Source organism: Pedobacter sp. Leaf176, assembly GCF_001424305.1.
Lineage (GTDB): Bacteria > Bacteroidota > Bacteroidia > Sphingobacteriales > Sphingobacteriaceae > Pedobacter.
Window position 1 is genome coordinate 90,152 of record NZ_LMPD01000007.1, and the last position, 20,473, is coordinate 110,624.

Annotated in this window: 15 protein-coding genes; 7 read left to right on the forward strand and 8 right to left on the reverse strand. The window is 39.0% G+C overall.

Features of this window, described 5'->3' with window-relative positions; genetic code table 11:
* Positions 1-41: 41 nt before the first annotated feature.
* From bshC to ASF92_RS19310, 8 genes are all read right to left on the reverse strand, one after another.
* Complete coding sequence (gene bshC, locus ASF92_RS19275) at positions 42-1,628, reverse strand: bacillithiol biosynthesis cysteine-adding enzyme BshC (protein WP_056097292.1); 1,587 nt, start codon at positions 1,626-1,628, stop codon at positions 42-44.
* A 69-nt stretch (positions 1,629-1,697) separates the two neighbouring features.
* Complete coding sequence (locus tag ASF92_RS19280; protein ID WP_056097294.1) at positions 1,698-3,539, reverse strand: alpha-L-fucosidase; 1,842 nt, start codon at positions 3,537-3,539, stop codon at positions 1,698-1,700.
* A 207-nt stretch (positions 3,540-3,746) separates the two neighbouring features.
* Positions 3,747-5,666: a DEAD/DEAH box helicase gene (locus ASF92_RS19285; RefSeq protein WP_056097297.1), complete on the reverse strand. Its 1,920-nt coding sequence runs from the start codon at positions 5,664-5,666 to the stop codon at positions 3,747-3,749.
* A gap of 279 nt (positions 5,667-5,945) precedes the next feature.
* Positions 5,946-6,311, reverse strand: a complete 366-nt coding sequence (locus ASF92_RS19290) for a DUF2200 domain-containing protein (RefSeq protein WP_056097300.1) — start codon at positions 6,309-6,311, stop codon at positions 5,946-5,948.
* Complete coding sequence (locus ASF92_RS19295) at positions 6,308-6,700, reverse strand: DUF1801 domain-containing protein (protein ID WP_056097301.1); 393 nt, start codon at positions 6,698-6,700, stop codon at positions 6,308-6,310. Before ASF92_RS19295 ends, ASF92_RS19290 begins: the two co-directional genes overlap by 4 nt.
* Positions 6,701-6,730: 30 nt before the next feature.
* Positions 6,731-7,192, reverse strand: coding sequence for a hypothetical protein (locus ASF92_RS19300; RefSeq protein WP_056097303.1), 462 nt, complete (start codon positions 7,190-7,192; stop codon positions 6,731-6,733).
* 11 nt (positions 7,193-7,203) lie between these two features.
* A complete protein-coding gene (locus ASF92_RS19305) occupies positions 7,204-7,764 on the reverse strand; it encodes a DUF4256 domain-containing protein (RefSeq protein ID WP_056097305.1) in 561 nt (186 codons plus the stop codon).
* A 15-nt stretch (positions 7,765-7,779) separates the two neighbouring features.
* The gene (locus tag ASF92_RS19310; RefSeq protein WP_056097307.1) at positions 7,780-8,247 is read right to left on the reverse strand and encodes a DUF4293 domain-containing protein; all 468 of its coding nucleotides are present in this window, start codon (positions 8,245-8,247) and stop codon (positions 7,780-7,782) included.
* A 223-nt stretch (positions 8,248-8,470) separates the two neighbouring features.
* Here ASF92_RS19310 and ASF92_RS19315 point away from each other — a divergent pair, with 223 nt between their 5' ends.
* From ASF92_RS19315 to ASF92_RS19345, 7 genes are all read left to right on the forward strand, one after another.
* Complete coding sequence (locus ASF92_RS19315) at positions 8,471-10,960, forward strand: prolyl oligopeptidase family serine peptidase (RefSeq protein ID WP_056097310.1); 2,490 nt, start codon at positions 8,471-8,473, stop codon at positions 10,958-10,960.
* A 67-nt stretch (positions 10,961-11,027) separates the two neighbouring features.
* A complete protein-coding gene (gene truA / locus ASF92_RS19320; RefSeq protein WP_157263988.1) occupies positions 11,028-11,780 on the forward strand; it encodes a tRNA pseudouridine(38-40) synthase TruA in 753 nt (250 codons plus the stop codon).
* A 136-nt stretch (positions 11,781-11,916) separates the two neighbouring features.
* Positions 11,917-13,689: an ABC transporter ATP-binding protein gene (locus ASF92_RS19325; RefSeq protein WP_056097315.1), complete on the forward strand. Its 1,773-nt coding sequence runs from the start codon at positions 11,917-11,919 to the stop codon at positions 13,687-13,689.
* A gap of 33 nt (positions 13,690-13,722) precedes the next feature.
* The gene (locus ASF92_RS19330) at positions 13,723-14,310 is read left to right on the forward strand and encodes an RNA polymerase sigma factor (RefSeq protein ID WP_056097319.1); all 588 of its coding nucleotides are present in this window, start codon (positions 13,723-13,725) and stop codon (positions 14,308-14,310) included.
* Between the two features lie 83 nt (positions 14,311-14,393).
* On the forward strand, positions 14,394-15,578 hold the full coding sequence (locus tag ASF92_RS19335) for a FecR family protein (RefSeq protein WP_056097321.1): 1,185 nt from the start codon (positions 14,394-14,396) through the stop codon (positions 15,576-15,578).
* A 52-nt stretch (positions 15,579-15,630) separates the two neighbouring features.
* Positions 15,631-19,029 (forward strand): TonB-dependent receptor, encoded by a 3,399-nt coding sequence (locus tag ASF92_RS19340; protein WP_082489636.1) that lies wholly within the window; start codon positions 15,631-15,633, stop codon positions 19,027-19,029.
* Positions 19,030-19,041: 12 nt separating this feature from the next.
* The gene (locus ASF92_RS19345) at positions 19,042-20,433 is read left to right on the forward strand and encodes a RagB/SusD family nutrient uptake outer membrane protein (protein WP_056097326.1); all 1,392 of its coding nucleotides are present in this window, start codon (positions 19,042-19,044) and stop codon (positions 20,431-20,433) included.
* Positions 20,434-20,473: the final 40 nt, after the last annotated feature.

Sequence of the window (20,473 nt, forward strand, 5' to 3'; positions counted from 1 at the left end):
TCTATTCCGCTTTGGTCTTTTATCTTTCTGCTTTAGTCTTTTTACGGTAAAAGTAGAGTAAAATCCCCGCCCAGAGGTTCGAAATTTTCTATACATGAAGAAAGAAAATCCTCACCATAATTTACATACATTGGCGCGATGTTTAAAACCCGTTCCTGTAAAGTGCCGTTTGGGAAAAGCCTTTTCTTAACATTTTCAATCTGAATTAACGCAGTTTTATGCTTTCGTTTTTCGGCCCTGAATAATTTTTTTTCCAGGTTGGCTAGAAGATGGTTCGTTTTTTGTTTTGCCGTGTCTGTCGAAATGGAAAGAGTCTTGTCAATCTTATAAGCATTAAGCTTTATTTGGTCGAAGATACTGTTGATAGCTCTTGTTTCATCTGCCAGAAGCAATTGTGCCGTAGAGTTTCTTCTAACCCATATGTTTTTCAATTCCTCAACTGGTAAAAAGATATCTTCTAAAGCGAAACCTAAATTGTACAGGTTTTCAGCACTTCGTTTATCAATCAATAAGGCCGAATTACGAAGTAGCAGGACCGGGAAATCGACTTTATAATAGTCGAAATTTGCCTTTAACTGCATCCAGTAAGCAACTTCGGCGCCCCCGCCAATGTAAGCGATGTTTGGAAGAATAACCTCCTGGTACATTGGACGCATCACCACATTCGGACTAAACCGTTCGGGATTCGATGCGATTTCTGCTAAAAGCTCATCTTCAGTAAAACTGATGTCAGTATGATTGACAAGATATTTCCCGTCTTCAAAAATTAATCGTTCCCGTAAATCAACTTTGAGATAAAAAAAATTGATGTCCCTGCCGTTCACTTGTGTTTTGTAGCCCTTTTCCTCAAGCTGATTGGAGGTTGAGCCGATGTTTTTAGCGCTATTATGCTGCCTCACGTCATCCGCTATCACGCTGGCAAAGATGTTTTTTAAGGCCGGTTCATCCGCATTCACGATTACCAAACCGTATTTCTCGAATAAATTGTTCACCAGATAACGTGTGGCATCTGCCAGGTTATCATGTTCCAGGTAAGCTTTTTCTACCACCTTAGCTATATGTTTTCCATTTTTAGAGATGCCCAAATAGCCCTTGTAAGCGGTTACTGCTGCAGCAACAGTTTTAGTACTCAATCTGCCTGTAGCGCCATTGGTTGTTTGTATCCAGCTGATATTTTTTTCATCTACGCTAACGTGATTGATTTCGTCAAAATCATGATCTTCTGTGGCCATCCAATAAATAGGCACAAAGTTTTTATCAGGATGGGCCATCTTTAACTCGATGGCCAGATTTATTGCAGTAACTATCTTGTAAATGAAATATAAAGGACCGGTAAAAAGATTAAGCTGATGGCCCGTAGTTACCGTATAAGTATTTTCAGAAGCTAGAAGTTCGATGTTTTTCGATACCGATTTATTGGTTTGAATGTGCCGATATTGATTTTTCAGAACCTCGGCCAGAATGTTTCGATCTCCTAAAAAATTCCTGTTTTCTATTGCCTGGGCTAAACCATCCATATCAGGACGATAACTGTAGAAAGGCCTAAGCTCTTCTTCATCGTTGATGTAATCCAAAACCAGTTTTGAAAAAGAGCCAGTTTCCTGATAGGAAATATATTTTGCCTGCATAATTAGCGAAAGTAATGCAATTTAAGAACATTTGTAAAGTCGAACTACTATTTTACAATAGTTAAATAATTACAAGTTACTTTCAATTGCGCTAATGTTTTCCCTATATAACTTTATCGGGCCATCTAACAGCACAGCAATTACAGTCAGCCTATCGTCAAGCTTATCCTTTGGAATATCGATATAAACAATGCCAGGCACTTTACTCCAATATAATTTATTGTATACCTCGTGATTCAACATAGTGCCTTCGCCCACAATTCTAATGCGGCTGATGTTATTTTCTAAACCTTTAATAGCAATCGGGCCGGTTGGTTGCCCTTCTACGAATAAATATAATGTTTGCTTATCTGCGGATAAAACTGTTTTGCCTGGATAATGTCCTTCGGGTATTCCTGCAATGGTTTTGTGTAAAGCCTCTGCATGTTTGCTAACCCAGTTGTTCACTTTTTGATCCAGTGGCTTTACCTGCGCATTAAAATTCATCCCATCAGCAGTAAGATTGGTTGTATTAAAAATATTATTTCCTTTATCTAAAACACTGGAAAGTTTTTGAAGCTTGTATGTGGATAAATCCAGTTTGGTGTGTACGCTAAATAAATCTTCTATGGAAATATTTTCATTACCAGCTTCAGCGAGGATGATGGGTGCTTCAAAATTTACCTTGACCACGGTCACGTCCTGGTCAGAATCATTAGGAGAAACGTTCAATAGGTATTCTAAATCGTCAATTTTTGTATATTTTACCGCTTTACCTCCTATTAATTGCATACTTTTTACATTCGATTTTATGCCTTTGAGTCTTATTCCCTGATTTGTTTTATAATCTATGTAGAGAAACAAAGTTTTTCTGTCCTTTGATAATGAAGTTTTTCCGGCAAAATGTCTCTCAGGGATGCCGGCTTGTGTTTCATAAATTGCTTCTGCATATTTGTTAGTCCAGCGCCCCAAATCTTTAAGAATTTGAACCTGTTCGGGTGCAATTGTACCATCGGCTTTCGGACCGATATCCAACAATAAATTTCCACCCATGCTGATGCAATCGACCAGTGTTCTAATAATAATGTTAGACGATTTGTAATGCTGATCATACGGTTGGAAACCCCAGGAATCGTTCATGGTATAGCACAGTTCCCAATATTTTGAAGCCGGTCTAACAACAGGCACACCTTGCTCGGGTGTTTCATAATCTCCACGTTTATCCAGCCTGGAGTTGATGATGATATGTGGGTTTTCGGATTTAAGCAATGTGCTAACCTTCTCGGTTTGCCACTCATCGGCGGTATGTTCCCAATCGCCATCAAACCATAATAAATCTGGTTTAAACTGGTTAGAAAGCTCTTTAAGCTGGGTTTGATAATAGTTTAAAAAAGTATTCCAGCGTTTTGGATTTTTTTTAAAATCATAGCGTTTCTTTTCCCGGGTAAAAATATCGTAATCAGGGTAACTCCAATCGGGTAGCGAAAAATACAGACCTGTCTTTAATCCAGCCATCTTTAAGTTATTTACAAAAGGAGTGATCAGATCTTTTTTTGATGCACTATTTTTTACGGTTGTAGTTGCACCAGCAGCTTTGCTATCCCAAAGTGCAACGCCATCATGATGTTTTGTGGTGATTACCGCGTATTTGGCTCCACTTTCTTTAATCAATTTTACCCATTCCTGAGGATTATATTTTAATGCACTGAAGCCATTGAGCTGCTGCATATAAGCATCGTGGTTTAAGTAATTGTTGTAGAATGACCATGATTCTGAAACTCCGTTTACAGCATAAATGCCCCAGTGGATAAAAATTCCCAGTTTTGCATCAGCAAACCAACCCATTTTTTCATCTGGTTTATTTTGTTGTGCTTTAAGGTTAGTGTAGGTGAGGGATAAGAGGAGGAAAATTAGCGTTTTTCGGGTTAACATTTTTTAATGATTTATAGGTAAATATAAACCATAATTCGAATTAAGAATAATGTGAATTGGATAACTTGGATCTGTGGTCGACTGGTGTCGACAGTAATGAAGATGAGTATATTTCTTGTCTAACGGCTTCTACTGGAAATTACATAAACAAAAAAGCCGCTCCCGATTTGATCGGGAACGGCTTCTAAAATATTTGGTTTTAGTGATTTACCATTTTTTGCGACGTTCGCCGCTTCCGCCTTCTCTGCGTCCGCTTCCACCTTCTCTGCTTCCACCTTTTTCATCACGGCTACGACCAGAGAAATCTCTGAAGCCGCCACCAGCATTTCCGCCTTCACGACTTCCACCTTCTCTACGACCGCTACCGCCAGAACTTCTTCTGTCACCACCGCCGCTTCCGCCACGATAACCACCGCCACCACTGCTTCTGCGTTCGCCGCCAAAACCACCGCTACGTCTTTCACCGCCGCCGCGTCTTTCACCTGCGCCTTCACCACGACCACCATCTCCGCTTTTTTCAATGCGAACCTGGCGACCATTAAATTCTACCGATTTGAATCCTTCGAAAACTTTATCCGCAACATCATCTTCTACTTCAAAGAAAGAGAAAACACCTTTTAAATCAATCTTACCAACGCTTTTGCCAGCAATTTTACCATTGTTGCAAATAAAAGATAACATATCACCACGGGTAAATTCATCTACCGAACCCAGGTTTATGAACAAACGTGTATAGCCTTCGCTACCGCGTCCGCGTCTTTCGCCGCGTTCACCTCTTTCGCCACGATCATCGCCAACCGCTGCATTTAAATCAGGTGCTTTAGAATAATAATCTAAGAAACGGTTAAACTCTAATGAAGCGAAACGTTTGATTACATCTTCTTTAGATAAATCTTTAAATTCATCCATGATGCGAGGAATGTATTGATCAATTTGCTCTACATTAACTTCTACATTATGTACTTTATGTACCAATGAGAATAATTGTTTTTCGCAAACATCAAATCCTGTAGGTAATTCCGCTTTGGTAAATTGTTTACCAATAATGCGTTCCAGTTGACGGATTTTACCTAATTCTTTAGAATTGATGATACAGATAGAAATACCTGTTTTACCAGCACGACCAGTACGGCCTGAACGGTGGGTATAACTTTCAATTTCATCAGGTAAAGAGTAATTGATTACGTGTGTTACGTTGTTTACATCAATACCACGCGCAGCAACATCAGTAGCGATTAACAACTGCATGTTACGCTCGCGGAAACGTTGCATCACTTTATCGCGTTGTTGTTGCGATAAATCGCCGTGTAGGGCATCCGCGTTGTAACCATCTTTAATTAAATGCTCAGCAACATCTTGTGTATCCAATTTGGTTTTACAAAATACAACAGCAAAAATTTCAGGGTTGAAATCTACTATACGTTTTAAGGCAGCGTATTTATCACGGGCACGAACGATGTAGTATTCGTGTTCAATGTTAACGTTACCAGTGTTTTTTGTGCCCATAGTTAATTCAACAGGGTTATCCATATAGTTTTTAGCTATACGGCGAACTTCTGCAGGCATTGTTGCCGAGAATAACCAGGTTTTTTTGTCATCAGGTGTGGTTGATAGAATATCGTTAATGTCATCCTGGAAACCCATGTTTAACATTTCGTCAGCTTCATCAAGCACAACATATTTAACATTTGAAAAATCGATGGCTTTACGGCCAATGATATCCAACATTCGGCCGGGCGTGGCCACTACGATTTGCACGCCTTGGCGTATTTCGCGTAGTTGTTGCATAATGTTCGCGCCACCGTAAACGGCAACAACGTGGGCATTAGCAACGTTTTTAGAAAAGTTTTTAAGGTCGTTAGCAATTTGCAAGCACAATTCTCGCGTAGGGCATAAAATCAATGCCTGCGGTTTTGTTACTTTAAAATCGATTAGTTCTAACAGCGGCAAACCAAATGCGGCTGTTTTTCCTGTTCCTGTTTGGGCCAAACCAACAAAATCATTAGTGCCTTCTAACAGTACAGGAATACTTTGCTCCTGAATAGGCGTTGGAGTTTCAAATCCAAGGTCCTTTACGGCATTAACGACGTCATCACTTATCCCCAATAATTGAAATGGGTTTGTCATTCGTCTTTTATTTATTTAAGCCGCAAAGGTACGGTTAATTTTCCGTATTTTACTGATGGTTAAGTAAATAGTTTTTAAAGCTAAATATTTGAAAATAAGGAAGAAAGAGAAGGTGTAAATGGGAAGCGGGAAATAGATGATAGATATAATGCAAATTGCCGATTAATTAAATAAAGGTAACCTATGAGATTTAAAAAATCTTATTGGTTTAGTAGTCGGTCGAATTCAGCAAGTCTGCCGCAACCCTGTACCTCAAATTATGAAACTCATTTTTAAGCCTTATCCAACCCTTAAAATTTTATCTATCTTTTTGCCTTTGGCGAGTTCATCAACCAGTTTATCTAAATACCGTACTTGTTTGGTTAGCGGATACTCAATTTCCTCAATTCTATAACCACAAATTACGCCTGTAATCAGGTGCGCGTTCGGGTTTATTGTGGCTTGCTCAAAAAAATCTTTGAACGTAGTTTTCTGGTTGATGAGTTTTTGGAGTTGTTCCTCATTATAGCCGGTTAACCAGGTAATCACCTGGTGCAACTCTTCAACAGTCCTTCCTTTTTTCTCCACTTTTGTTACGTAATGCGGGTAAACCGATGAAAAAGTCATTCTGGCTATTTTTTCGTTGTGTTCTGGTGTTACGTTCATCGTATGCGTTCTAATTTCCCCTTTCTTTTAACAATATTTTTATAATCCCATTGTATGGTTTTTGATTTTTGCAGCCAGCGTTTTAATGTTGTTAAATCAATTGCGGCCATTTCGTTATAAAATATTGAAGCATCTTTAAATTTTGCTCCTTTAACATCTAAGCTTTCCTCGTCAAAATCTGCACCGCTCCAAAACATTAATCTTATGCCATTTTTTTCTTTACTATAACCTGCAACCGGGTTCCCATCTAAAAACCAAACCGGATGAGCATGCCAGATTTTACTTTCGGCTTCATTTAGTTCAGTGTCAATTGTATCCGCCAGTAAATCACAAACAGCTTTATCAGAAGGGGCCTGGCCGTTGTTATAAGATTTGATTTCGTCATTCATATTGATACCAGAGTTTTCAACATAAAAATGCTAAAATTTATTTATGAATTTATCTATTCGTCTTTTGTTCTCCTGCTGCAGTAAAGATGGATATAGGTTCATGAAAACGTTTATAAGCATCATTATGCCAGCAGATTTAAATTTGAAATTATAAAATGCGCCCAGTGCAAAACAAGTTACGAAAATAAATGCTATTAAATGATCAATTTCAGATGTTGTCATTTCAGCACGTAATTTAACCAGATCAGATTTTTCAACCTTATTTTTAACTTTAAGCTTTTGATTGAAAAACTTGAAAAACGTGTTTTTTACGACCCATTTAAAAAAGTGCATTCCGATCACTTTATTCAGGGTTTCACTTTTAATAAAATTAAGGTGGTTTAAGTATTTAGCATAAAAATCAGTTTTTCTTAGAAAAGCATTGATTAACATCCCAACAATCCATGATATAAATGCAATTGAAATGCTGAAGGATAGGTATTTGGCAATCATTGTTTAAAAAATCAAACGCTTAAACAAGCTCTGAAAGCCCTTGCCGAATAATAAGACTCTGCACCGTTATGGTAGGTGAAGACTTTTCCATAGCGATAATCGCAAAACAATGCGCCACCCAATTTTCTAATGTCGTCGGGTGTTTTAATCCAGCTCGAAGTCTTATTATCGAATTTGCCAAATTGTTGCAGATAATGGTATTGTTTTTCAGTCAAAAGCTCAACGCCCCATTCGTTGGCTAAATTAATTGCACTATCTTTTGGCTTGTTTTCTTTTCTTGAAGCGAGTGCCAGGGCGTCATAACACAAACTTCTGCGTCCTTTGGGACTTTCGGCGGCACAATCGAAAAAGAGATATGCTCCGTTTTTTTCATCAAAATCAACAACATCCGGTTCACCACCGGTTTCTTCCATTTCATTGAGAATCCAGAGTTTGTTGGGATTGGCTTCTAACTTAGATTGTACATTCAGCCAATCCAATCCTTCATGGCGGTTCAGGTTATTTTCGAAACGGGCTTTTAGCACAGCAAGTAATTCCTGACTTTGAGTTGCAGATAGCGTAAAATTCTTCATAATAAAATTAATCAGTTACCTCAACCTTTCGGCAGATCGTATCAATCTTTCATCTTTGTTAATACCGAAAATTGCCAGCACGCAGAACAAGATGGCTAATGCAGGCATATAAGCGCCAATCCCAAAACTTGCACCTTCAACACCACCGGGAAGTTGTTTAGCGTAAACACTACACCAAAAGGCAAAACCGCCAATTGCCGCAATTGTAAATAGGATAACTCGCTTTTGTAAACTTCTTTTTTTGAAGTTAAAGATGTTTGCAAGGCACATAATTGCCACGGCAATGTTTGTAATTAAAAGAGGCAAAAATGTGTTCATTGTTAAAACCGTTCCTGATTTACCGGTAACTGTTTTCAGTAAACCATTGGTATATAATTCTGATGTTTCAGCCCCAGCATTTTTGGTAGCAACAGGTAAAAACAGCATTAAAATTAAGACAATTGCTGCCAGTAAAAGCCAGATAGATTGTACGCGTTGTATCATGTTAATTATTAAATAATAAACAATTATAGGAATTCTATTTCGACCTTGAAAAAACAATTTTTCAATTTTGTCATAAACTAATAAGTTTTAATATATTTGGTTTTCCACTCACACTATAAAAATAATAGGAAATTTTTACTGCCATATTTAATTCACTATAACAGTTCTGCTGCTAGGTCATTTGAATTACAAAAAGGCTACTTTATTTCTAATAAATCGATTTATGTCAAAGTATTTACCTTTCCTTGTCGCATTGCTTGTTGCAACAGGAGCAATTGCTCAGGATACACTTAAATTTGAAAAAGCTTTAACCGTTGCCAGCGGTAGCCGATATGGGCGAGAAGCGATATATACCGATTTGCTTGCCTGGCAAATGGCTGGCGGACAGCTCCACAACCCCAAAGAAAATGGAGTGTTTACAACAGGCGAGGATGGGAAGCAAGTACTTTGGAAAGCTATTGCAGCTGATGAAAAAGGTCGTTTCAGGGCATTTTCAAGAAGGGGCACACAAACAACGAATAATCCATTTTTAAATCCTGGGAGCGTAGATAGGGGCTCGGATTATATTTATCTTAGTTATACATCTCCAAAAGAACAAACCGCAATTTTGAATGTGGTTGGAGGCAACAGTTTGTTTTTTAATGGTGTTCCACACATGGGCGATCCGTATGCCTCTGGTTATATGAATATTCCGGTACAGTTGAAAAAAGGTGAAAATCAGCTTTTCATAAGAGGGGCTACCATCTTGCCGATGCTTATTTTAAATGATAAAAAGCTGCTCATCCATACCGACGACGTCACATCTCCAAGTATTATTATCAATCAATCTGAAAAAATATTGAAAGGTGCTTTAACGGTAAGCAATTCCTCGTTATCTGATCTTGGGAATTTGTATTTCAATACCATTCTGAATGGCGTGGAACGTCGTATAGCCGTTGCACGTATTGGAAAATTGAGTATGCGTAAGGTAATCTTTGAGTTTGACGCAAATGCTGTAACAAAGCCCGGCAGTTACAATCTGGAAGTTCAGCTGATGAATGGAAAAACCGTAGCAGATCGAAAAACTATCATTATTGAAGCATTGGAAGCATCATCAAGTTACAAACAAACGTTTGTAAGTAACATCGATGGCAGTTTACAATATTTTGCTGTTACGCCCCAACTTGGCGGCTGGAAAGCGAATTCTGCATTATTCCTTTCTGTTCACGGCGCCGGAGTGGAAGCAATCGGGCAGGCTAGGGCCTATCGATCGAAAGACTGGGGCACCGTGGTTGCTGCAACAAACCGCAGGCCAAGAGGTTTTAACTGGGAAGATTGGGGCAGACAAGATGCACTTGAAGTTTTGGGCTTAGCAAAAAAGCAATTTAAACCAGCTGAACAGCAAGTTTACCTCACGGGGCATTCTATGGGTGGACACGGAACCTGGTTCTTAGGCGCAACTTATCCCGATAAATGGGCTGCAATTGCTCCTGCAGCAGGTTATGCATCACTTAAAGACTACGGTTCTGCTGATGGAAAGATTCCGGACAGCAGTAAAAATATATTAGAGCAAATGCTGCTTCGGGCAGGTAACCAGAGTGATGTTCCGAAGCTCGTTGAAAATTACAAATCTTTGGGTGTATACATATTGCATGGCGATGCCGATAGGGTAGTTCCTGTTAGTTATGCCAGGCAAATGAAAAAAATGCTTTCTGATTTTCACAGTGATTTCAGCTACTATGAGTACCCTGGCGGAGAACATTGGTTTGGAGATCAAAGCGTGGATTGGCCGCCATTATTTAATTTTTTTAAATGGCATTCCATTGCTGCCGACACCGCTGTAAACCACATCGATTTTATAACTTCCAGTCCGGGGATTTCTGCAAGCTACCGCTGGGCCACTATTTATCAGCAAGCAGAGCCATTAAAATACAGTCGTATCGTATTGGATAGGGATAAAAAGCAACCCGCTATAACCGGTAAAACTGAAAATGTTACGGTCTTAAAATTGTCTTTAGCTGATTTTAATGCCAATCAAAAAATAAGCATTAAATTGGATGGTTTATCAACGCTGGATTACATTACGAAAACAGATCATGACTCCTTGTTTCTTAAAAAAACCGATCAGTTATGGAAAATAATTCCAGGCGTTAACCAGCGGGAGAAAAAACCTGGCCGATCAGGTACTTTTAAGGAAGCTTTTAATCACAATATGGTATTTGTAGTGGGCACAAATGGTGGTGTAGAAGCCAGTTCGGTGAATATGAATAAAGCTAAGTATGACGCAGAAAGCTGGTATTATAGAGGCAACGGAGCAGTTGATGTGATTACAGATAAAGAGTTTTCGTCATCAAAATATAACGGACGTAATATTATTCTTTATGGTAACGCCGACAACAATGCAGCATGGGCAAATTTGTTAAAAGATTGTCCTATAAGAGTAACAAACGTTCAAATTACAGTAGGCGGCAATACCTGGAAAGGAGATAACCTGGGCGCATACTATATCTGGCCGCAAAAAGATAACAAACACTTAATTGGCGTTGTAGCAAGTACTGGTGTTACTGGAATGAAATCAGCCTATGCAAATCAATATTTTGCAGGCGGGAGCGGCTTTCCGGATTATATGATTTTTTCTTCTGATTTATCAAAGCAGGGTGTAAAAGGGATTAAATTAGCCGGTTTCTATGATAATGATTGGAATTTTGTTGAGCGCAATGCTGCGAAGCCTTAATTTTATTACCAAGAAATGTGAGGTGCTTTTGCTTTAAATTAAAAGGAAAAAGTATTTTTGCATCACTTTGAGTAAAAAAAGGTATTTCATACAAATAGCTTATGATGGCAGCTTATATCATGGCTGGCAAGTCCAACCTAATGCGGTAACTGTTCAGGAGCTGCTGGATAAAGCCATGTCTACTTTTTTCAGGCAGCCCATCGAAACTTTAGGCTGTGGCAGGACCGATGCGGGGGTGCATGCAACTGATTTTTACGCGCATTTCGACATAGATGAATTGGAAGAATCCAAAGTTCTTCATGCTGTTGCAGGTATAAACGCGATGCTGCCTTACCAGATTGCCGCGAAAAAAATTATCGCTGTTGCTGATGATGCTCATGCCAGGTTCGATGCGACCGCAAGAGCTTATAAATACTATATTCATTTCCAAAAAGATCCTTTTAAACTCAATCGTTCCTGGCTCTTAAAGGATAAATTGGATGTAAACTTAATGAACCAGGCGGCGCAGGCTTTGTTAAATTTTACTGATTTTTCTTGTTTTAGTAAATCGAACACGCAAACATTTACCAATAACTGTAAAATCACTAAAGCGGTATTTGAGGAATTAAACGATGGGTTGGTTTTCACAATCGAGGCCGATCGCTTCCTCAGAAATATGGTTCGGGCAATTGTGGGTACGATGGTTCTCGTGGGTAAAAAAGAAATTGATATTGAAGGTTTTATAGATATAATTGATAGTAAGAACAGAAGCAAAGCCGGGCAATCGGTACCTGCCTGTGGTTTGTATTTAGTGAAAGTAGAATACCCTTATATAAGGTAGAAGGCGGAAGGGATTAAGGTGGAGGGTGCGGCGACCGCTAAAGAAAAAGTGAATTACAAAAAAAAGCTAGTATAATTTAAAATTTTTAAGACGGTGCAAGGCCTTATACCTAAACCTTACACCTTAAACCATAAGCATGGCAGTAACAGGCGAAGTATATAACACAGGATTGCTGAAACGTATTTTTCAATACGTAAAGCCTTACCGTGCTGTTTTTGTATGGTCGGTTATTTTAACAATTTTACTGGCTGCAATTTCGCCGGTCCGTCCGTTTTTGATTAAATACACTTTAGATAACTATATTCTTACCGGGAAATATTCGGGTTTGGTAAACATGACGATTTTAATGATTTTCATGTTGTTGCTTCAAACCTTAATTCAGTATAATCATACTTTGCTGACCAATACTTTGGGGCAATCGGTCATCCGTGATTTGCGAATCAACGTTTTCAACCACATCACAAAACTTAGATTGAAATTTTTCGATAAAACACCTATTGGCCAATTAATTACCAGAACCGTATCTGATTTGGAAACCATTGCCGACATCTTCTCTGAGGGTTTAATTTCGATGATTGGCGATACCCTGCAGGTCATTGTAATCATTGTGGTAATGCTTTATACCGATTGGAAATTGAGTCTTGTGGTGCTTTTGCCGGTTCCATTGTTAATTCTGGCGACTCGTAAGTTTCAAAAAGCCATTAAAGTCGCTTTCCAGGAGATCAGGAATGAGGTTTCCAACCTGAATACCTTTTTGCAGGAACACATTACGGGTGTTTCTATTGTACAATACTTTGCCAGGGAACGCCAAGAATACAAAAAATTTTACGCGATTAATAAACGCTACCGTGATGCCAACATTCGTTCAAACTGGTATTATTCTATCTTTTTTCCGGTTGTAGAGTTGATTTCTGCAATGTCTCTGGGTTTATTAATATGGTTTGGTGCGAACAGCATTCTTTCAAACCCGGTTGGTGTTACACCCGGAACCATAACACAATTTATCATTTATCTTGGTATGGTTTATACGCCTATCCGCCAGTTGGCAGATAAGTTTAATACGCTTCAAATGGGGATGGTTGGTGCCGAACGTGTATTTAAAGTTTTAGATACCGATGAACGGACGCCCGATTCAGGAATTTTAAAACCTGTAAAGTTAAAGGGTGATATCGAATTCAAGAATGTTTGGTTCGCATACAACGAAGAGAATTATGTGCTCAAAGACTTAACTTTTGAAGTTAGAGCAGGCGAAACCGTAGCCCTGGTTGGTGCCACAGGTGCAGGAAAATCATCGACGATAAACATTTTAAACCGTTTCTACGAGGTGAAAAAAGGTGAAATAACAATCGATGGAATTGATATCCACGACTTTCAACTCGATTATTTGCGAAGCCATATCGCTACAGTCCTCCAAGACGTTTTTCTTTTTTCAGATACGATTTTGAATAACATCACCCTGAATAATGCCGACATAAAGATTGAAGAAGTTGTGGATGCTGCTAAAAAAGTGGGTGCCCACGATTTCATAGAACGTTTGCCTGGCGGTTATCAGTACAATGTTATGGAACGTGGTGCTACCCTTTCTGCCGGGCAGGCACAATTGATTTCATTTATCCGGGCCCTGGTACACAATCCGGCGATTTTGGTTTTGGATGAAGCGACGTCATCGGTTGATACTGAAACAGAATTACTGATTCAGAAAGCCATCGATAATTTAATGGAAGGCAGGACCTCAATCGTTATTGCCCATAGGTTATCAACCATACAAAAAGCAAATCGGATTATTGTGCTTGATAAAGGTGAAATTAAAGAGGAAGGGACACATCAGCAGTTGCTGAGGTTAAATGGCTATTACAAAAAACTATACGATCTTCAGTTCTCATCAGAAGGTATTGCTAAAAGTACTTAAAATGATTATGTTTGGTTTCCTAATAGCCTGAATTTGGATGCCAACAGAAATAGTGAAAACGATGTTTACCTCTTCAACTTATTAAGGGAGGGAGATGAGGGCGCATTTAGCAAAATCTACAAGCTTCATTGGGCCGAACTTTACAATGCAGCGTATAAACGCTTACCCGAAAAAGAAAAATGTCAGGATGTTATTCAAAATGTTTTTGCTGATTTGTGGAATAGAAAAGGCGAACTCGATTTACAGAAACCCTTAGCCTATTTGCATACTGCGGTACGATTTCAGGTTTTAAAGCATCTCTATAAAAACAGTCGTAACAACTCTTTTAATAAAGTATTTGAGGATAAGTTAATTTCGCCTTTACAGACGGATGGCGCCTTATTAGAAAAAGAGGCGCGTGTTTTAATTGAACTTTTTATCAAAGCCTTGCCGAAAAAAAGACGAAAAATATTTTTACTCCATTATTTTGAAGGTTTATCTACGGCAAAAATTTCAATTCAGTTGAATATTTCTCAAAAGACGGTACAAAATCAGATAACTACGGCGACACATGCTTTGAAATTTAGACTGACACATTTATTTTTGTGGCTATTTTCACTATATTCCGCGTTTCTCAGGTAATTTTTTCTTTAAATTGCACATTTAACATATTTTTTTTGGGACATTTTCTGACTTCCGGTACATAGTATATAAAAACCGGAAAAATGAGTTCGTTTCAAAGTCGAAAAGATTTAGAAAAAATTGTTGAGCGTTACTTATCTGGCAAAGCAAATGCCGATGAGATAACATTTATTGAAGAATACTATAAATTTCTTGGCGAGAAGGCTGGGGATTCAAATCCCGCAAAGGAAATAAAAGCTTTTGAAGAATCGAACTTCAAAGCCATCCAAGCGAAAATAGAATCAGCTGGAAAGTCAAGAATAGCACCTTTATTTAAATACATATCGGCAGCGGCGGTATTGGCTATTGTATTTGGAGTTTTCTATTTCCAGGTTCACAATTCTAATCGTTTTCCCGGTCTGTCTCAAATTGAAAAAAAGAACCTGGATATTTTGCCTGGCACAAACAAGGCAATATTAACATTGGCTGATGGATCTAAGGTGGTATTGGATGATAACACATCTTCTGACATAAGCGATCAAGACGGCATCAGAATTTCGAAAGAGAAAAATGGTCAGCTGGTTTACACAATTTTAAACAATAAGGTTTTAAAAGAGAATGGAAATATTGCATATAATTCCATTTCCACTCCAAATGGTGGTCAATACCAGGTTGTTCTACCAGACAGGACGAAAGTTTGGTTAAATGCAGCGTCCTCATTGAGGTATCCGGAAGTATTTACAGGCAACCAACGCTTGGTTGAACTTACCGGCGAAGCATACTTTGAAGTTGCCAAAAATAAATCAATGCCTTTTCGTGTTCAAAGTCAGAATCAGACAGTAGAAGTGCTCGGAACCCATTTCAATATAAACAGCTATTTAGACGACAGCACAATTAAAACAACCTTGCTTGAAGGCAGTGTACTGGTAAGCAATGCAAAGTTTTCAAAGATGTTGAGACCCGGGGAACAGGCGATAACCGGTACCGGAAAGCACGCAGCAATTAAGATTGCCACAGGTGTTGATACTGCCGATGAAACGGCCTGGAAAAATGGTCTCTTTCAATTCAACGATTCAGAGTTAAAAATTATTCTTAATCAGTTGGAAAGGTGGTATGACATCAAAATAGACTATGCTAATGTTCCGGATAAGCGGTATAATGGCATGGTTCCTAGGAAATCAAGGTTATCTGAAGTATTAAAGATGCTCGAAAAAACAGGAAACATCAAGTTTGAACTGAAAGAAGGACGGAGACTTACCGTTTTACCTCAAAATAATCTAACTAAATAGTGGCTGAAGCCTATAAAAACTAATCAATTTAACCTTAAACCAAACTGAATGTATGAATTTTTACACTCGAAGTAATAAATCCACGGCAGATAAGCCAAAGGATTTTACTCAAAACTATTTTAATCATCAATTTCTTAGGGCTATGAAACTTTTTATTTTCATAATGACTGTCTTTTGCCTTCAGGTAAGTGCAAATGCATTTTCTCAACGCATCAATATAAGTCAGAAAAACACTCCCCTGGTAAAAATTTTAAAAGAAATTAAACGCCAGACGGGGTATTTCTTTTTGTATGATACAGATTTGATTCAGCAAAAATCTAAACCGGTAACCATCGATTTAAAGAATGCCGAACTCTCAGATGTATTAACACATGCTTTGAAATCGCAACCTTTTGGTTGGGAAATTAAGGAAAATACCATCCTGATTTTCTCAAAATCAATTGGCAATGAAGGTTCAAAAGCAATCGATGTTTCCGGGAAAGTTGTTGATGAAAACGGGAATCCAATGCCTGGAGCATCTGTTCACGTGAAAGGGCAATCAGCAATTTATGCAACGGATAACAATGGAAATTTCTCTATTAGAAATGTTGATGAAGGTGCTGTTTTGGTAATTTCCTATATCGGCTATGCGGATAGGGAAGTTGCAGCTAAACCACAACTGGGTTCATTGAAATTGACACCGTCTTCAGGAACATTGAGCGATGTTGTGGTAACAGGCTATACCAATTATACCAAAACTCAATCTGCAGCAGCCAGCTCATTAGTTACAGCAGATAAGATTAATAACGTGCCCGGCTTAACCGTCGATCAAATTTTACAGGGCAGGGTTCCGGGCATGAGCGTAATTTCGACATCAGGCCAGCCAGGCCAAAGTGCAGCGGTTGTCATTCGTGGTATCGGTAGCGTAAATGGTTCGTCTACTCCTTTATACGTTTTGGATGGTGTACCAATCGAAGCCGGTTATTTCCAAACCATCAACCCTGAAGATATTGAGTCGGCAACGGTTTTAAAGGATGCATCAGCGAAAGCGCTTTATGGATCCAGAGGTTCTAATGGAGTAATCGTATTAACGACCAAAAAAGGAAAAGCCGGTAGATTGGCTGTCAACTATACTTCGCAATACGGTTTTTCGAATTTAAGCAGACCAAACTTTACCATGATGAATACGGAACAACGCTTACAATTTGAAGAAGAAATTGGTGCAAGCTTTGGCCGTAATATCGGGCCGGGCTGGACATATTCTTCTAAGAATCCATCATACGCTGCCGGCACTGCGACAACAAGGGCAAGAGCAGATTTTATCATCGATAGTTTGAAAAAAATTGATACGGATTGGAGGGATATTTTCTTCCAGAGAGGAAAATTTCAGGAGCAACAGGTAAGCATTAGCGGAGGAAATGAAAATCTACGTTTCTACAATTCATTAAATTATTACAGTCAGGAAGGTGTTGCAAAACGCACCGGTTTAGACAGGTATTCGTTAAGAAGTAACCTAGATTTTAAAGATGACAAGTTCAGCGGTAGCGTAAACCTCTCGCTGGGTTATTCTCAATCAAGTTTTACCGAAGGAGAAGGCGGAACAGGTGCAGGCACAGCGATGGCTTCGGTTTATTATGCTTTACCATATGAAAATCCTTATGCTTCCGATGGTACGCTGGTTCATCCCGGAAACCGATCTCAATATTTCATTTTAGATCAAAGGGAAGGTAGCCAGGCATTAGAACGTTTGTTAAATTCATCCGATAAAACGGACCAGTTTAAATCCATCATCAGTACCGCATTTGCTTATCAGATTTTACCGGAACTAAAAATAACAACACGGGCTGGTATCGATTATCGGCAATCTACTGATCAACAGTTTGTAAACCCGGATTCGTATTACGGATCAAGGAGTGTGGCCAATACGTTAGGCGGAAGAGGCAGGTTAACAGATGCTAGCCGGAGAAATTTTAACATTATATCTACCACGGGTTTAACCTATGCCAAAAAGTTCAATGATGTGCATGATTTTGAAGCATCAGCATTCTATGAATATGTTTACAATAATTATAATTCTTTTGGTTTCAGTGCTTACGGTATCGATGGTCGTTTACCTGAAACGCCAGCGGGTGTAACCAATAGCGCAGTATTTTTACCATCAACAACAGGTGGTAAAACTAAAAGTGCCTTAGCATCGTTTATGGGTGTTGCCCGATACACCTTTAATGATAAATATACCGCAACCGCAAGTTATCGTTACGATGGCTCAACAAGAGTTGCACCTGAAAATAAATGGCATGGCTTTTATTCTTTTGGCGCAAACTGGAATGTTAAGGGAGAAGAATTTTTAAAGAACAACAACTGGATTAATGATTTAAGAATCAGGGCAAGTTATGGTATTACTGCAAGCCCATTTGGTGGCGACTTTACCTATTTGCCAACTTATACTGTAGGTACATCTTATGGAGGGGTTGCCGCAATCAGACCATCAGCTGCAGGTAATGCAGATTATGACTGGGAATACGTTAAGGAATCAAACGTAGGTTTTGATTTAGCGATATTAAAAAACCGACTGCGTATTTCAGCCGACTACTATTACAGATTAACAACGAATATGTTTATCGATCAACCGCCTTCGGCCACTTCCGGGTTTTCTTTGCTGAGCTTAAGTTCTGGCAAGATGAGAAACAGGGGTATTGAATTCGAAGTAAACGGCGATGTGATCAAAACCGGAAATTTTTTATGGTCTGTTGGGGTTAACGCCGGTTATAACAAAAACAAGATTCTTCATGTAACTGATGTTACAGATTCCTATCCTGATGGTGACACCCGGATTTTGCAAGTAGGGTTGCCTTATGGGACATATTTTGCGCCAGACTGGGCAGGTGTCAACCCTCAAACCGGCGACGCGCAGTATTATAATCTTGATGGCAGTATTACAACAACTTATAATGTAAATACGCAAAGTACAACCAATTCTGGTGGTTTGTACCCAACATTTACGGGCGGTTTTAACACTTCATTAAGTTATAAAGGAATTACGGCCTCCGCTTTATTTTCATTCGTATCAAATGTTATGCGTTGGAATAATGAAGATTTTTATAATGAAAATCAGCGCTATTCTACTAGCAATCAAAGTGTAAGGATGTTGGAGAACAGGTGGCAGGTGCCGGGAGATTCTGGCAATGACGCCATCCTTCAAAGATTTGACGTGCCTAGAAACTTTACTTCGAAAGATATTCAGGATGCATCATTCTTAAGGTTGAGAAATGTAACCATCGGATACGCTATTCCTAAAACAATTTTGGAAAAAACTAAAATTATTAAAGGTATAAGAGTATTTATTCAAGGTCAGAACTTGCTTACCTGGACAAAATGGAGAGGTTTAGATCCAGAAAATAATGCTGTTTATGGTCGTTTTCAATACCCGAATACCCGAACATATACTGCAGGTTTAAATGTTAACTTTTAATTAATTATAGCAATGATTAATAAAATATATCAAAAATACGTACTTATATTTTCGTTGTTAGTTCTTACATCGTCATGTACAAAATTGGATTTGGCTCCAACGGATACCATATCGCCTGATAAGGCTTTTAGAAACATTAACGACATCAATTTAGGCCTGTTAGGTGCGTATGCGTTAGTAGATTATACTCCGATAAGTTTGGTTTCGACAGTTTCGGATGAAGCCACATTTCCCACAGAAAACACCGTTGGAAATAGTGATGCTTTCAGATGGCTGTATACCGCAGGAAGCGGTTCGGTAACTTCGCTTTATGCAAGTTATTATACGGCAATCGACAGGGTTAACAGAACACTTGCTGGCCTTGATGCATTAACTTTAGCGGGTGCGGATTTAGCAACAGGTAGCCGTTACCGTGGTGAACTGCTTGCTTTGAGGGCTTATTTTCACTTTGAGCTTTTACGTAATTATGCTTCGGCGTATCAAACCGGGGCATTGGGCGTGCCTTATATGAAAATATCAACCATTTCTTATCCAGCAAGAGATAATTTTGAGGTTGTTGTCGCAAATGCAAAGGCTGATTTGGGCTTGGCGAAAGATTTAATCCCGACGTCATTTACAGACAGAACCCGCATCACAAAAACAGCGGTTTCTGCAATTCGGGCAAGATTAGCTTTGTACGAGAAAAACTGGACTGAGGCAATTGCATACGCTAATGAAGTTATTGCAGCTTATCCGCTTGCAACCAAGGCCCAGTTTCCAGGTATTTGGACAGATGCAAATGAAAGTGAAGTAATTTGGAAAGCGAAGCGTGTGGGAACAACTGATTCAAGAGTGGGTGATTTCTATTATCGCCAAACTGGTGGTATTGTTTTATATGCGCCGGCTTTCAAGCTAGTAAATGCTTTTGATAAGGTTAACGACATACGTTATGCTGCTTATATTAAATTCGATGCAACGAGGACAGGTACAAAATCGCAATATCTTGTTAACAAATACATTGGTGGTACTACCACAGCACCGGGTTTGGCAGATATTAAATTATTCCGTACAGGAGAGATGTATTTAATTAAGTCAGAGGCAGAAGCAGAGTCAACCGGAGATGCAGCAGGCGACTTGAATATGTTGCGTGCTGCCAGGATAAACGCCTATGTTAATCAGACGTTCAGTGATAAAGCATCATTAATAGCTGCAATTATTGAGGAGCGTTACAAAGAACTTGCTTTTGAAGGCCATCGTTTCTATGATTTAAAAAGGCGGAACTTACCGGTTGTCAGATTAGCTGCCGACGCTGTAAATGCTTCTGGAGCGGTGACTTTACCGGTGACACAGGCTCAATATGCCTTACCACTTCCTGCGTTGGAAATTTCTGTAAATAAAAATACCGTTCAAAATCCGGGCTATTGATAAATACGGGCTTTATCACCATCTTTTAACGTACATGGTT

Coding starts and splice junctions, on each gene's coding strand:
- bshC (WP_056097292.1), bottom strand. CDS start 1,628: ATGCAGGCAAAATATATTTCCTATCAGGAAACTGGCTCTTTTTCAAAA.
- ASF92_RS19280 (WP_056097294.1), bottom strand. CDS start 3,539: ATGTTAACCCGAAAAACGCTAATTTTCCTCCTCTTATCCCTCACCTAC.
- ASF92_RS19285 (WP_056097297.1), bottom strand. CDS start 5,666: ATGACAAACCCATTTCAATTATTGGGGATAAGTGATGACGTCGTTAAT.
- ASF92_RS19290 (WP_056097300.1), bottom strand. CDS start 6,311: ATGAACGTAACACCAGAACACAACGAAAAAATAGCCAGAATGACTTTT.
- ASF92_RS19295 (WP_056097301.1), bottom strand. CDS start 6,700: ATGAATGACGAAATCAAATCTTATAACAACGGCCAGGCCCCTTCTGAT.
- ASF92_RS19300 (WP_056097303.1), bottom strand. CDS start 7,192: ATGATTGCCAAATACCTATCCTTCAGCATTTCAATTGCATTTATATCA.
- ASF92_RS19305 (WP_056097305.1), bottom strand. CDS start 7,764: ATGAAGAATTTTACGCTATCTGCAACTCAAAGTCAGGAATTACTTGCT.
- ASF92_RS19310 (WP_056097307.1), bottom strand. CDS start 8,247: ATGATACAACGCGTACAATCTATCTGGCTTTTACTGGCAGCAATTGTC.
- ASF92_RS19315 (WP_056097310.1), top strand. CDS start 8,471: ATGTCAAAGTATTTACCTTTCCTTGTCGCATTGCTTGTTGCAACAGGA.
- ASF92_RS19325 (WP_056097315.1), top strand. CDS start 11,917: ATGGCAGTAACAGGCGAAGTATATAACACAGGATTGCTGAAACGTATT.
- ASF92_RS19335 (WP_056097321.1), top strand. CDS start 14,394: ATGAGTTCGTTTCAAAGTCGAAAAGATTTAGAAAAAATTGTTGAGCGT.
- ASF92_RS19340 (WP_082489636.1), top strand. CDS start 15,631: ATGAATTTTTACACTCGAAGTAATAAATCCACGGCAGATAAGCCAAAG.
- ASF92_RS19345 (WP_056097326.1), top strand. CDS start 19,042: ATGATTAATAAAATATATCAAAAATACGTACTTATATTTTCGTTGTTA.